The 13,784-nt window shown below is 44.8% G+C and carries 13 protein-coding genes, 1 pseudogene and 1 riboswitch; of the genes and pseudogenes, 9 read left to right on the top strand and 5 right to left on the bottom strand.

Annotation, left to right across the window (positions count from 1 at the left end):
* The first annotated feature begins 222 nt into the window (after window positions 1-222).
* Together A4E54_RS08110 and modD are read left to right on the top strand one after the other, a co-directional pair.
* Window positions 223-801, top strand: coding sequence for a TetR/AcrR family transcriptional regulator (locus tag A4E54_RS08110; RefSeq protein ID WP_240083588.1), 579 nt, complete (start codon window positions 223-225; stop codon window positions 799-801).
* Window positions 802-1,675: 874 nt separating this feature from the next.
* Window positions 1,676-2,524 carry a ModD protein gene (modD, locus tag A4E54_RS08105; RefSeq protein ID WP_286725505.1) on the top strand — a complete coding sequence of 283 codons (849 nt, stop codon included), beginning with the start codon at window positions 1,676-1,678 and terminating at the stop codon, window positions 2,522-2,524.
* Between the two features lie 68 nt (window positions 2,525-2,592).
* On the opposite strand, the gene A4E54_RS08100 is transcribed toward modD, so the two are convergent.
* The 5 genes from A4E54_RS08100 to A4E54_RS08080 form a co-directional block, all read right to left on the bottom strand.
* Window positions 2,593-3,708, bottom strand: coding sequence for a mechanosensitive ion channel family protein (locus A4E54_RS08100; protein ID WP_286725502.1), 1,116 nt, complete (start codon window positions 3,706-3,708; stop codon window positions 2,593-2,595).
* Between the two features lie 45 nt (window positions 3,709-3,753).
* Window positions 3,754-4,647, bottom strand: coding sequence for a putative beta-lysine N-acetyltransferase (gene ablB, locus A4E54_RS08095; protein ID WP_286725500.1), 894 nt, complete (start codon window positions 4,645-4,647; stop codon window positions 3,754-3,756).
* Window positions 4,637-5,920, bottom strand: coding sequence for a lysine 2,3-aminomutase (gene kamA / locus A4E54_RS08090; protein ID WP_240083584.1), 1,284 nt, complete (start codon window positions 5,918-5,920; stop codon window positions 4,637-4,639). The genes ablB and kamA overlap by 11 nt, the downstream gene beginning before the upstream one ends.
* Before the next feature lie 127 nt (window positions 5,921-6,047).
* Window positions 6,048-6,183, bottom strand: a riboswitch (cyclic di-AMP (ydaO/yuaA leader).
* Between the two features lie 149 nt (window positions 6,184-6,332).
* Window positions 6,333-8,585 (bottom strand): ATP-binding protein, encoded by a 2,253-nt coding sequence (locus A4E54_RS08085; protein WP_286725495.1) that lies wholly within the window; start codon window positions 8,583-8,585, stop codon window positions 6,333-6,335.
* Window positions 8,586-8,897, bottom strand: a complete 312-nt coding sequence (locus A4E54_RS08080; protein WP_240083582.1) for a hypothetical protein — start codon at window positions 8,895-8,897, stop codon at window positions 8,586-8,588.
* A 188-nt stretch (window positions 8,898-9,085) separates the two neighbouring features.
* Here A4E54_RS08080 and A4E54_RS08075 point away from each other — a divergent pair, with 188 nt between their 5' ends.
* From A4E54_RS08075 to A4E54_RS08045, 7 genes and pseudogenes are all read left to right on the top strand, one after another.
* Window positions 9,086-9,454 carry a response regulator gene (locus A4E54_RS08075; RefSeq protein WP_240083581.1) on the top strand — a complete coding sequence of 123 codons (369 nt, stop codon included), beginning with the start codon at window positions 9,086-9,088 and terminating at the stop codon, window positions 9,452-9,454.
* A 58-nt stretch (window positions 9,455-9,512) separates the two neighbouring features.
* Complete coding sequence (locus A4E54_RS08070) at window positions 9,513-9,713, top strand: hypothetical protein (RefSeq protein ID WP_240083580.1); 201 nt, start codon at window positions 9,513-9,515, stop codon at window positions 9,711-9,713.
* Window positions 9,714-10,376: 663 nt separating this feature from the next.
* The gene (locus A4E54_RS08065; RefSeq protein ID WP_286725490.1) at window positions 10,377-10,544 is read left to right on the top strand and encodes a hypothetical protein; all 168 of its coding nucleotides are present in this window, start codon (window positions 10,377-10,379) and stop codon (window positions 10,542-10,544) included.
* A 339-nt stretch (window positions 10,545-10,883) separates the two neighbouring features.
* The gene (locus A4E54_RS08060) at window positions 10,884-11,330 is read left to right on the top strand and encodes a hypothetical protein (RefSeq protein ID WP_286725488.1); all 447 of its coding nucleotides are present in this window, start codon (window positions 10,884-10,886) and stop codon (window positions 11,328-11,330) included.
* A gap of 11 nt (window positions 11,331-11,341) precedes the next feature.
* Window positions 11,342-11,800: a hypothetical protein gene (locus A4E54_RS08055; protein WP_286725485.1), complete on the top strand. Its 459-nt coding sequence runs from the start codon at window positions 11,342-11,344 to the stop codon at window positions 11,798-11,800.
* 636 nt (window positions 11,801-12,436) lie between these two features.
* Window positions 12,437-12,904: pseudogene (locus A4E54_RS08050) on the top strand (DUF6431 domain-containing protein); the annotation flags it as partial.
* 41 nt (window positions 12,905-12,945) lie between these two features.
* A partial coding sequence (locus A4E54_RS08045) for a DDE-type integrase/transposase/recombinase (protein WP_286725483.1) occupies window positions 12,946-13,784 on the top strand: 839 nt, incomplete at its 3' end.

Genomic DNA, 13,784 nt, shown 5'->3' with positions numbered 1-13,784 from the left:
GCATTGATTGACGATCCATGTAAAAAACATAGTCAGAATTGCTGCCCCGAGATAACTTTGCCATTTGATCTTGATTTATATCTTAATTCCGAAGTGAGCGTACATCTATAGACAATCAGGGCCTACTTGTCAAGCTTCCAGACAAATAGGCCCTGATTGTCTAGCTGGTTTTGATGTTTGTTTTTCCTTATTAAATGTGAATATTTTAAAGGGGGTAATGCTATGCCAAACTCCATGAGCAGCGATGTGACAAAACGGCTGATGGTTCAGTCGCTCAAAAAGTTCATGGCGAAAAAGCCGCTGGCAAAAATATCTGTTAGAGAGATCACGGAGGACAGCGGCTTTAACCGGCAAACCTTTTATTATCATTTTGAAGATATATATGATATGGTCAAGTGGATGTACCAAGAGGAAGCCGTAAAGCTTGTTGTAGAGCATGAAGGCGTCCTCTTATGGCAGGATGGAATACTTCAGCTTTTTCGCTATATTGAGGAAAACAAAGCAGTTTGCCTTTGCACGCTCAATTCTTTGGGTCACCAACATCTGAAAAGATTTTTTTATGACGATATTCACGCGGCTATCGAAAGAACATTCCTTTCGATTACGGAGGGGGTACCCAATGTCCCCAAAGACTATGCTGAGTTTTTGATTCACTACTATTCTATAGCTTTGGCTGCCCTGATGGAGAGTTGGCTTCTTGGAGAAATAAAACAGACGCCGGAGAAACTCATAGAGTTTATAGACATCGCTATTAACGACCAGATACGCGGGGGACTCCAGCGTAATGAAAAAAGCACATAATTTTGCTCCTGCCCATAACGGCTATAGCTTTAGTCTACCCCAAAAATAAAAAGGATACCACGAAAGTATCCTTTATTGAAGTTGATTTTTATATTGATTGTGTCAAATTCTGTTTTTATATAACTGGATTTTATGATAATTTTATAGTGCAGAAAACCTTTGTTTTATAATGATATTTTTTAGGAGTCAAGAGCGCTAAAGAATACTTTTCCTATATTTCAGCATATTAAATGCACATTCATCTAAGAGTATAGTATCGTTCAAATAATCCTGACCTTTTTTGCATAAATGTATAACCGACAAAACTAGATTGGCCAAATGTAAATACATATTCTGCAAAATAAAGTTTGGATCAATATTACTTTTAAGCTTGTCAGTTGGAAAATGACTGTAGTCATCACCTTGTTTTATTGCTACGGCGAAATATGTATTATATAATATATAAAGCCATGAAACAAGGAGTGGTATATAGAATTTATCTAAAATTTTCTTTCAAAATGAAATTTTCTGTTGATGCATTCATTAAAATCTTTACATCTTGTTTTCATCATATTTATCACCAAATAACTTAATATAAAAATTTATTTTATGTTTTTTTGTACATATCAATTTTGCAAAAATATCCAAATAGTTGTCAATATAAAATTTTTGTTCCTAAACAAAACGCATTGACAGTAATATCCTAAGAAAATACAATCAATACAAAAAGCATTAAAACTGAACAAAACGCATTATTTTTAGGAAAAGCATAAAAAAACGATTTATAGGCTCAGGAGGTCGCGGATATCTTAAAATTATCCAAAAGAGATTATCGAGACCATACCTGACAAGGAATTTGTTGTACGGCAGACCAATCAGTAAAGGATGATGGGAAATGATGTATATACCTGACGAGGTCATTGACAGACTGCTGGCGGAAGATGTGCCCTACATCGACTTGACCACCTGGGCGCTGGGAATCGGCGAACGCACGGGCGAAATCGTTTACTTCACGCGGGAGAGCGCGGTGCTCTGCGGAACCGAGGAGGCGCTGCGCATCATGGAGCGTCTGCATATCGAGGTAGACCTGTCGTTGCCTTCCGGCAGCGAGATCAAGGCCGACGAAGTTTTTTTGCGGGCCCGTGGCCGGGCGGCAGACCTGCATATGGCCTGGAAGGTCTGCCAGAATATTTTTGACCATTGCTCCGCTATCGCCACCAAAACCAGACAAATGACCAAGCTGGCCCGAGCGGTCAATCCCCGCATCACCATCGTTACGACAAGGAAAGGCTTCCCGGGCACAAAGGCTTTGTCCATCAAAGCGGTAATGGTCGGCGGCGCCTTCCCCCACCGTTTGGGGTTGTCTGAAACTGTTCTGGTGTTCCAGCAGCATATGCATTTTATGGGGGGCCTGGACGGCTTTATCGCGTCGGTACCTGATATCAAGCAGCATGTCTGTGAAAAGAAGCTGATCGTCGAAGCCCGGTCTGTGGAGGAAAGCATCAAGCTTTGCCGGGCGGGCGTGGACGGCTTGCAGTTCGACAAGCTGTCTGCTGACGTGTTGGGCGCTGCCGTACCGCAGCTAAAGGCCATCAATCCCCATCTGGTCCTATTGGCGGCGGGTGGGATCACAGAAAAAAACGTGGCGGAATATGCCCAAACAGGTGTTGATGCGCTGGTCACAACAAGCCTTTACAATGCCAAGCCCATTGATATCGGCGTCAAGATCACTGCTTTGGCATAGGTCGCCTCATTGCCTGGTGGAAATATGGGTAAGCTGGTTGTGCGATCACTCTTGAATAACTCATATCATCAGGTTTCTTCATGTATGTAAAGCACCCTTCTTGGATAGGGTATCTCGATGCCTGCCTGCTCCAAGGCGTATTTGAACCGCCTGCGCAGCTCCCTCTCCACAGTCCATTGCTCTCCGGGGATGGATGGGGCGACGGCGCGAATGTTGACTGAGCTGTCGGTCAAATCTGTTACTCCCTGCACCTGGGGTAAATCAACGATAGCTTCAATCTCCCGGCGGGCTTTGACACATTCATTTTGTAAGATTTCCATTGCCCGATCTATGTCTTCTTCGTAAGCAATCCCTACCGTCACCAATGCCAGGATTGGTCCCTTGTTGTAATTGGTTACCTTGGTTATTTCCCCGTTTGGGATAATATGCAGCTGGCCTGTCCACCGCCGTATCTTGCAGGTGCGCAGGCCGATTTCCTCGACCGTGCCGACTACGCCGGCGGTTTCCACAAAATCCCCCACGCCGAACTGATCTTCTAATAAAATGAAAAATCCGCTGATGATGTCCTTGACCAGGTTCTGGGCGCCGAAGCCCACGGCCAGTCCCAGAATGCCCGCGCTGGCCAGAATGGCGCTGGTGTTGATATTGAAAATTTGCAGGATGGTTAAGCCGGCCAGGAAAAAAATGAGGTAGGTCAACACGCTTTGCAGCAATATTTCCAGGGTTTGCGCACGGCGGTTTTCCATAATATTTTCCTTTAGCTCATGACGTTCGAAAAACTGTTGAATGGCCAGTTTCCCGAAATTTATGACAATCCTTGCTCCCACCAGCACACTGATGATTTTCAAAACATTAGCGCCTAAAGATTTTAAATCTCCAGGTGAAATCACCATGACGTTGAATATTTCCAATATGATGATTGCGGCGATAAAATAACCTCCGTACAGGAGCAGCGCTTTCAGAAAAGTTCGCGAAGAGCGGATAAAGTTGTCGGAGAAAATTTGTTTTTCCTTGCCGCCTTCTTTTAAGGTTCTGTCCAATAAATAAGAAAAAAGCTTTATGAACAGATAAGTGGCGAACAGGACCGCCACGGAGAGGAGCAAATTAGTGGAAAAGTAGGTGATTTTTTCAGGCGAAAGCCGCCCATTAAAAAAGTTTGCGATTATCTCCCAATATTGTTGCATACCAAGTTTGCCTCGCTTTACTATCTTTTCCGGTATGGGAAGCAGTTAGCCGTCAATTATTTTTGCCCAGACGTTCATGTCTTCGAAACTTCCGCTTATATTGCAATTTTTAATCAGCACCCCGCAATATTCATAGCCGGTATTGGCGAACACCCTGTTCATGCCGGTGGAACTGCTGCGGGCGATAGTATAAAGACACCGGATGCCGTCACTCAATAATCGGGATTCCAATTGGTTTAAAAGACAGCCCGCCAGACCATGTCCTCTCCACCCGGGTGCGGTTGCAAAGTCTGTCACCTCAGCGTTTTTTTCTGCAGGATTCATCTCTGCCGCAGCCGCGGCCACCAGTTCCCGGCCGTGCCAGGCCGTTATATAGCAAACATTGTGGCGCATGGTGCGCTTCAAGTAGCCGGAATCAAAGATCGGAAAAGGATAGGTGGCGAAAACCCTGCTATATAAATTTGCCAGCGCCCCGCAGTGTCCGGTCTGTCCCCATCTCAGCGTAATTCCGGCCGGGAGCGGGCGCTGGCCGCCGCCGTCCTTGCGGGCGAGAACCAATTTTTTGATTTGGTCCAAGTTTTTGCTGTTTGACGGAATTTTCCTTTGCTCGCTCAGAAAACCGGAGAAGAGCAAGGCCGGCTTTTCCCCGGCGAAATAACCGGGGATAGCTGCTTCCAGTTTGACTCCCGCGCCTAAAAAAGAATGTGCCCATTTAAGTCCGGTTTTAAGCCACACTTTATCAAAACCCTGCGCGGCAGCCTTTTCTGAAAGGGTTTGCACCATTGCGGAAGCTCCTTCGTCCAGAGCCAGACTAAAGTTATAGACGGTAATTCTCCGGTTGTACGGTGAAATTAAAATATGGCATTTAAAATAGTGACCTTCTATTATCTCCCATTGATCCGGCTGCACCTGTTCATGCGCTTTTAGGCTATCTGCCATGAGGATCACCCTTAAGTCCGAAAAAGCGTGCCCTGCGAATGTTTCCTTCCGGTATCAGACTGATAGTCCGGTTGTTCGGGTCTACCAGCTTTTGCAGGCCGACCGGTTTATGCTTGACATTGCCGTCCTTGCACAGAGAACAAGCTTTGGAACAGGTTGAGCCGGAGTATGCCGGTTCTTCATAGACACAGATCACTCCTTCATAGTTGCGCAGGATTGTTTTCGTTCCTGTCATAGACAGCTGATAATTCGGCAAAACCGGAATCTTGCCCCCGCCTCCCGGCGCGTCGACCACGTAAGTAGGCACGGCGAAACCGGAAGTGTGCCCGATCAGCGCCTCCATGATTTCTATCCCCTTGGCTATGGGGGTGCGGAAGTGCTCAATGCCCCGGGATAGATCGCACTGGTAGAGATAGTACGGGCGCACACGGTTTTGCACGAGAAGATGCGACAGCTTTTTCATTACCTCTGAACAGTCGTTGATTCCTTTTAAAAGGACTGTCTGATTTCCCAGGGGAATACCGGCGTCAGCCAGTTTCGCCAGGGCCTGGGTGGATTCCGGCGTAAATTCGCGGGGATGGTTGAAATGAGTGTTTATCCAAATGGGGTGATATTTCTTGAGCATCTTCACAAGCTCGTTGGTGATCCGTTGCGGCAGCACCACCGGAGTGCGGGTGCCGATGCGAATTACCTGCACATGGGGGATTGCCCTGACTTTGGCGATGATTTTCTCTAGATGGGCGCAGGACAGAACAAAGGGATCTCCTCCCGACAGCAGGACATCGCGTATTTCAGGGCGGGATTTGATGTACTCAATGCCCCGGTCAATGTCAACCTCGCTGACCCGTCTGTTTTGATCGCCCACTTTGCGCTTGCGGGTGCAGTGCCGGCAGTACATGGCACACTCATTAGTAATCAAAAGAAGCACCCGGTCCGGGTAGCGGTGGGTCAATCCCGGCACGGGAGAGTCGGCGTCTTCATATAGGGGGTCGTCCATGTCGCCGCATCCATTAACTAGCTCCTGCAGATTTGGCATGCACTGCAGGCGGATGGGACATCTGGGATCTTCTTTATTGATTAATGAAGCGTAATACGGAGTAATAGACATGGGAAATACTTCGCATGCCTCTTGGATATTCAGTTCTTCGTCATGGTTCAGGTCAAAACATTTTACGAGCTCCTTTACTGAGTGAATCCGTTGCTGCATTTGCCAGCGCCAGTCTGACCAGTCCGCGTTGTTTTGGGTTCTTATAGGCAAAATATTGGTCTTCAATGCCGCACCTCCTAGTTTTCTTCTTCAATAGTAACCGGTTCTGTTGGAAAAACGTATTTTAGGAAGAATAATTAGGAAGTTAATAAAAATAAAATTGGCCGGGAATGCCCAGCCAATAAAATGCTGTCCATTCTTCCCTGTACGCCTGCGAGGTTAGCTGACGGGTTTGGGCCAAGGGCAGCCCTACCGGCCATGGCCGGATTCACCCCTAAAAATTGGTTTCCCCGTTCTTCTCCTTGGAGAAGATTCGGCGTTAACAGAACGGTTTATAATATTTACAATTATTGCTATAATAAAATTATAGCTTATTATTATCATAGAGGTCAAGCAGCTTGCGAGGTTGATAATGCCTGAATTCTGCTGCAGAATGCCTGTCATGACAACATATTCGGGCTATAACGCAATGGACGGCTTATATTTCATTAAGCGCTTTGCGCACTTGTCCGATCAAGCGCACATAGTCCAATGGTTTTGTTACAATCTGGAAGACATTCGCTTCTATAAAATGTTCATGGAAATGTTCATCTTCAGCAATGGCGAAAGTTTTCGCCTGAGGCCATGTCCGGCTGATTATCTCAATATTTTGGGGTTCGGAAATAATTTTATCCGCTATTAAGACTGCCGGACAGTAGCGCTCTTTCAACAGCAGCGCTTCACTCAAATCAGCGGCTGAAATAACGCTGAAGCCGGCGGTACGGAGCGCCTGTTCGGACGGATAGCGTAAAAGGTTGTCCGCCACGGTAACCAGCACATCAATATCGGTTGTTTTTCCATCCTGCCTGGCGTAAAACGGAAGCGTCACCTGGCAAATCGCCCCGCCGCCGGGAGCGTTTTCAATAGTTATATTGCCTCCGTGATTGTGCACAATCGCCTGAGCCACGGGCAGCCCCAGTCCCGTGCCGCGCTCTTTGGTGGTAAAAAACGGCTTGAATAAATTTCCTGAGACCTTGGCGGACAAGCCCGGCCCGTTATCCTTAATTGTTAATATTACATTGTTTCCGGATTTGGATAAGTTTAACAAAACACGACCCCGCCGCCCCGCCGCGTCTAAGGCGTTGCGGACTAAGTTCAGCACCGCCTGGGTAAACTGGCCGGGGTCCGCGTTGATCATGGGGATTTCTTCTGTTTTAATAAAAATATCTGCCTCGTAATTGTTTGCCTCACTCTTTAGCAAAGGCGTTATTTCCTGCAGGAAAGCCGCCAGGTCCAAGGGCTCGGTTGTCATCTCGGCGGGTCTCCCGAGAAGCAGAAACTCGTTTAAGAGGTTAGTAACCCGGTCAATTTCCCGCAGGATAAGGTCGGCGTATCCTTTTACCTGTTCCGGTTTTTCTTTTCTGCCGATTAATTGGAGCATTCCTTTAGCCGCGCCCAGGGGATTCCTCAGTTCGTGGGCCAGGGATCCCGCCAGGGCGGCTGTTACGGCCAGCCGTTCCGCTCTCCGCGCGGCCTCCTGCCAGTTGTGATGATCAGTTCTGTCATCGACTAAAACGAGCCACCCGGCAATCTGCTCATCATCAAGGAGGGGGCTGACCTGCCAGTTCACCCACCGCAATTCCTGTTTTTGGATTAAATTGTCCATGTGTCCGCTCACACGGCGGCTTGTCTTCTCTTGAATACAGGCGGACCAAGGCCCCGGCGCGGCGTCAGCCGGCTCCCCGATTAAGTTTGGCGCTTTTCCTTCCAGGAGAAGTTCCGCGGCGTGGTTGACATAGGTGATAATGCCGTCTTTGCTGACCAGCACGACGGCGCTTCCAACAGCGCCAAGAATCATTGGCAGCTGCTTGTGCAACAATTTGAAAAGGTGGTCTATCTCTAAAACCAAAGTGCATTCCTGGGCCATCAAATTTAGCAAGTCTTGCGTTTGTTTGCCGTCGGCCGGGGCGAAAACACCCAGCCGGACCCGGTTTTCGCCATTGCTTATTTCTGCTGTGTCCGCGTGGCCGGCATGACTGGCGATGTGGTTTTTGACCCTTTGTTCATCCCCTTTAATGAGCAGGCCGCCGGAAACTTCCGCGGTGCCGTATTCTATCCAACTGCCCTGGGCGTCCGACAGGATGATCAAGGCGCTCAGGATGAGGTCGAATACTTGCGCCAATATGTTCTCCTCGCCGTTGAAAAGCGACAGGACGATGTTTTTTACCTGGCGCAGGGCGGAAAGCTGCAGGGACAGTCTGCCGCCCTCAAATCCTTCATTTAACGCGTGCCGGAAACTCGTTAAAAGTTTTTGAGCCAGCACGGCCCGTTCCAGCAAGGTAGGATGCGCCGCCTTTTTGCAGCATGTTAATTCCCCGGCGACCACGTAGAGATTGCCGTGACAGGGATCTCCGCCGAGTGGCGCGACGACGAGTTTTGCACCATTTATATCTAATTCAACAATTTCATTTTGTGACTTAATTGAGATAATGATATCCGGCAAATTGATGTCGGCGATTGGAGTCCGGCAGGCCGGGCAGTATGGCGGGTGATGGAATGATCGGGAAAAATCATTTCCATATTGAATAATTAAGGTGAGGTTTAACTGCAGTCCCGCCGCCGTGCTTTCCAGAAAGCTGGTCCAGCGTTTTGATTCCCAATATTTTTTGACCCTGGCTAAACTGCCCATGCAATAATTGTCCTCCTCGTTTTTGTCCAAAATGCTTATTCCTGTCGAAACTCTTTCCGGCACTTAAGACTCACCAGCATATACCTTGAGCTGTTCTGTCAACTGGCTGGCGATCTGAATACCAACCAGGCGTCCAAGTGTGGCGACAATGGACATTAAAAAGAAGTGGGCAATCTCCTCGGTTTTTTCGGGACTCAGCTGCTCAAGCCGTACTAAAGAAATACCTTCTTCTGAAAATTCTATCAAGGCGGCTTCCTCATATTGCTGCCTGGTTTTCCACCGGGCATGTTCCAAAACCAGGAGCATCGCGTGAATGCCGATCGCCTGGGTGACAGACTGAAATATTTCCATGGTCATTTCTTTATATCTATGCATAATTTAATACCTCCAAGACGCCAAAACAACATTGTTTTCGACATGTTTTTCTTATATCCTGCCTTGAAGCTTAGATTAAAAAAAATAATAAATATAAACAGCGGCAACAGGTTCCGACAAATTTCTGAAAAGCTGTGTGGTAATATTAATAAAACAGGTATTATTTAATAAATCTTGGAGGGATTGGTATGGCATTGGTGATGATAATGGAAGATGAGCCCAATATTACTCTGGTTCTTGAGATTGCGTTAACTGAAGAAGGCAATGAAGTGATCTCAGTGCCCAACGGTTTGTTGGGACTCGAGCGTTTAAAACAAAAACCTGTGCCTGAAATAATCTTTGTCGATCTGAACATGCCTGTTTTAGGCGGACGGGCTGTGATAGAAAAAATAAATTCCGATCCCAATCTCAGGCAAATACCGGTTGTGATCATTTCAGGCTGTCTGCCGGAGCTGGATAATATGCCGCCGCGCGGGAGTTATAAAGCGTTAATCAGCAAGCCTTTCGATTTGGACGAGATTATCGATATGGTAAATGATTTACGCAATGTGTCTTGACTGTCAAACATTTGTTTGCTACAATACCCTTAGAACATATATTCGAGGGGGTATTTAAATGTCCGCGTATACATACAGCCAGCGCGCTGCTGAAAGCATGGTCGAAGGTAATAGTCTCTTTAGCGTGCGCTGTCGTAAAAAGTTGAAGTACCTTATTCGCAGACATTTCTTAAAGAATGAGTTCCTTTACGGCACTATTTTATGGTTTCTGATTATTTTTACCTTGACGCAAGCTTATCTGTGGCGTGTTGGGTATTAGGCCTAGTACCAGCGTAGCTGTCATAGCCCGCAAAGTAATTGTAAATATTTAGGATGTACTTTCAATCAGAAGTTCCTACAAGAATAGGAATCGGAACTTTTTTATTGAATAACACTCTGGTATTCTCAGTAGCAGCTATGAAATGTTCTTTTATATTCATTTAAGTTTCGTATCCAATATAACTTCCGAAACTTGAAATTAAATACACTGGTAGTACAGTAAATAGGTGGTAACTACTTTGCGTCTGATTTAAGCTACTCTGGTATAGGGCCTTGTAACAGGTTGTTTTATATTTTTATGTTTTACAATATAGTTTTTGTTTTTCGTCATAATTAGACATAATTATATAAAATGCTCGCTGAGGAACGTATTGACATACGAGGAATTTATTGATATTATTTTTATATTAGATTATGTTTTAATATATGTGTTTTGTTTATTATATTAGGTTAAAATTTTTTTAATTTATTAAATTGGTTAGGTATGATTTTGGGATTAGAAAAGGGAATAAATAGTAGAATATTTAAAGCTGACCGAAGGACGGAAGCTAAGAATCAAGTTTGTTTGATTTTTATTTCCGTTTTTTTGTTGCAGGAGTCTGTAAAAGTAGTTTGTAGAGGTATTATTTATGTGCGGATGTAGGTGGGGAGGGATCTTGATTAGTTGAAAAATGATGAATTAACTTTTATAACCAATTGTCTGGATAGTGAAACGATAAACGCTCTTAAAAAATTTTTAACTGATACGAGATTTGGTAATTTTACCTTAATTGTTAAAGAGGGTAAAGTAGTTGGGTATGATTTTTTGATTAGAAAACGTAATAAAGAATAGAATGTAGAGCTGACCGAAGGACGGAAGCTAAAACTAAAATTGGTTTTTGTTTCCGTTTTTTTGTTATGGGTTAGATTTAAAGGGTAGTTAATTTGGGTTTGATACAAGCAGGAAGATTTTAGTTGTCTAGTTTTTGGTAGAGCATGAGTTTTTTATCCTTGGTCTGGCAGGGTAGGATTCTACTGACGGGAGGAGTTGATGGAAATTGATAGGATGAAATAAAGTTGTTGTCGTGAATCAGTCAGCATATTTCACCAAAGATGATTGCTTTTCTCTCAAGTATGTGTAAAATTTGGTAATTAACTAGCCCTATTAAAGTTAGAAAGAAAGGAGATTCCAGTGAAAAAAAATTATTCAAAAACAGTGATATCCGTTTTTACATTGGTTGTTCTTCTTGGAATAGGTGGTTTGGTTGCATATGCATCAACTGTATACAGTAATTGGAGCTATATTGGTCCAGTTAATGGTTATTACTATCAAGATCGGTCATGGGCAACTAAAGTGTCCTCTGGTGTACATGGGGGTGCGGTACTTGAACCCCAGTGGGACGGATCAGCACCAGCGGGATATATGGCTCTTAACACTAAGCTGATTAATGGTGATGGTTATTTAATAAATCAATCAGGTTGGTATATTAATGAAGATGTTAGTTATGGTATAATTCAATTAACAAGTAGCTGCACAACGAGTGGTATCTATCATGGTATGGGTGAAGTTGGGGTATATAATGGAAGTACGTATACACATTATTATACCAATAACAGTCCAAATGTTATTTGGCCATAGGAGGTAATGGAATGAAATTTAAGTTTGGGTTAAAAACAGTGATTTTTGGTGTTTTTCTTGTTGCTGGCATTGCATTAGGGACGCTTAGTCTCTATAAAACGACTGCTCAGGCTGGTACTAATTATGTTTTTCCGAAAAACCAGTATGGTCAGACGTATGGCTCTCTAATGAATGCTACTTCTCCAGAAACAGAGCCGGATTTAGTCGCGGCAGTTGGAGTGGGTGGTATTGAAGGGTATGTGAAACGTACAGATCTAGAACAACCGCTTCCCAAAACGCCACAGGAGGCTATAGCTCTAAGTAAGCAGAACTTGGCTCATCCTAACGAAATTCCACTCTATGATGTTGATGGTAAAACTGTTATTGGAAAATTTATCTTCGGCGGAGGAACAGCAAAAGAATTTAAAACAAAAGCAGAAGTTGAAGAATTTAATACAAAAGCAGAAGTTGACAAAGAAGTATCAAATTAAAGAATCATGAAACAATGAAAAATAGTTTTACCTCCGGATCAAGGACAATAATTATCTGGATTTGGGTCGCTAAATATTTGCTAGACCCTGGGGTTTCAGTAAAATTAATTATTATCTAGTTAAATTCCTCATATGATTGTAACTCTGGTTTGAAGCCGGAGTTTTTCTTTATTTAGGCCCTATACCAGCGTAGCTTAAATCAGACGCAAAGTAGTTACCACCTATTTACTGTACTACCAGTGTATTTAATTTCAAGTTTCGGAAGTTATATTGGATAGGAAACTTAAATGAATATAAAAGAACATTTCATAGTTGCTACTGAGAATACCAGAGTGTTATTCAATAAAAAAGTTCCGATTCCTAAGAGAGTCGGAACTTATTGAACCATTCTTGTTTCCGCTAGCCTAAAATGGCCGAAAGCTGACGGTATTGCCTGTCCGGAACTTGCTGGATATAATGACCATATTACAGCAAAGGAAAAAGGATGTCTCCGTTGTGCATGATCTGTTAGCGCAGACCACCAGAGACATCCCTTGGTCATTGTATGGTCATTGTAACAAATTACGAATTAATTGAAAATCCCCAAACTCATTTTTTTATGTTCGGTGTGTAGAATCTGTCCCTTGCCCTTGCTGCGGCAATAATCATAAAGTAATTGGAAGCCGTAAGCGTAAATCCAAGACACCCGATGGGCAAACAAAGATTTTAATTATTCGCAGGCTTCGCTGCCTAAGCTGCGGCAGAATCCATCATGAACTCCCGGATTGTCTGGTTCCATACAAGCGTTATGCATCTGCCGACATTGAGAAAATGCTTACAGAGGAACATTTAGCAGAGTTGGCTGCAGATGATGCCACCTTATACCGGTTAAAGAGATGGTTTCATAGCCTGTTGCCCTATCTATTGGGAGGGCTCAGATCCCTATCTCTGCGTCTAGGCGGGGAAGCTGTGAAAGAGCCGTCCGTCCCGTCACAGTCTGTACACCAAAGAATCGGACATTATGTTGGAAATGAGCCGGGTTGGCTGGCAAGAATTGTCCGTCCCATTGTGAATGCAAATTTATGGGTACATACCCGTTCTGCCTTCTTGTCCGCAAACACTTGAGCTAGACTTTGAAGAAAAGTCCGGAGAGGAAGTGTTTAGGGATGAAAGATCAGAAGAAGGCCGAAGAAATCGCCAGCAACAGAATTCAGCTTATGCTGCCACTACTTGCAGATGGACTGGATCCGGCAAAAATGCGGGAATTCAGGAAAAATATCTGTCAGAAAGCCAGTATTTCAGAAAGAACATTGCGAAGGTATCTGAAAAGGTACCAAAATCTCGGATTCGCCGGGTTAAAGCCTAAGGGTAAGGGAAAACTTGAGTCTAAAGCTATTGCTCCCGAACTTTTGGAACAGGCCATACTTTTGCGCCGGGAAGTACCAAGCCGCAGCGTTACTCAGATTATTCAGATCCTGGAATGGGAAGGCAAGGCTTTACCAGGAGAGATCAAACGCTCCACCCTGCAGGAAAAACTTGCCGAGCGGGGCTACAGCAACCGGCAAATGCGGATGTACGCCGACAATGGCGTAGCGGCCAGAAGATTTCAGCACCGCTACCGCAACCAACTGATTCATTCAGACATAAAATACGGTCCATACCTGCCAATCGGCCCAGGCGGTGCAAAGAAGCAAGTCTTTCTGGTAACCTTTTTGGATGATGCTACCCGGTTTGTACTGCATGGCGCCTTTTATCCGACATTAGACCAGGCCATCGTTGAAGACTGTTTCCGTAATGCCATCCAAAAATACGGTGTCCCTGAGGCTGTTTACTTCGACAACGGCAAGCAGTACCGGACTAAATGGATGGCTCGAACCTGCTCCAAGCTGGGGATACGGCTGCTTTACGCAAGGCCCTACTCGCCGGAAGCGACCGGCAAAGTTGAAAAGTTTAACCAGACTGTGGATTCTTTCTTAAGAGAATGTGCTTTGGAAAAACCGAAAAC

This window comes from Pelotomaculum sp. PtaB.Bin117 (assembly GCF_002067195.1).
Taxonomy (GTDB): domain Bacteria; phylum Bacillota; class Desulfotomaculia; order Desulfotomaculales; family Pelotomaculaceae; genus Pelotomaculum_D; species Pelotomaculum_D terephthalicicum.
Note: the sequence above shows the minus strand (reverse complement) of the source record. Positions and strands in the feature narration are given on the sequence as shown.

Coding starts and splice junctions, on each gene's coding strand:
- A4E54_RS08110 (WP_240083588.1), top strand. CDS start 223: ATGCCAAACTCCATGAGCAGCGATGTGACAAAACGGCTGATGGTTCAG.
- modD (WP_286725505.1), top strand. CDS start 1,676: ATGATGTATATACCTGACGAGGTCATTGACAGACTGCTGGCGGAAGAT.
- A4E54_RS08100 (WP_286725502.1), bottom strand. CDS start 3,708: ATGCAACAATATTGGGAGATAATCGCAAACTTTTTTAATGGGCGGCTT.
- ablB (WP_286725500.1), bottom strand. CDS start 4,647: ATGGCAGATAGCCTAAAAGCGCATGAACAGGTGCAGCCGGATCAATGG.
- A4E54_RS08080 (WP_240083582.1), bottom strand. CDS start 8,897: ATGCATAGATATAAAGAAATGACCATGGAAATATTTCAGTCTGTCACC.
- A4E54_RS08075 (WP_240083581.1), top strand. CDS start 9,086: ATGGCATTGGTGATGATAATGGAAGATGAGCCCAATATTACTCTGGTT.
- A4E54_RS08070 (WP_240083580.1), top strand. CDS start 9,513: ATGTCCGCGTATACATACAGCCAGCGCGCTGCTGAAAGCATGGTCGAA.
- A4E54_RS08055 (WP_286725485.1), top strand. CDS start 11,342: ATGAAATTTAAGTTTGGGTTAAAAACAGTGATTTTTGGTGTTTTTCTT.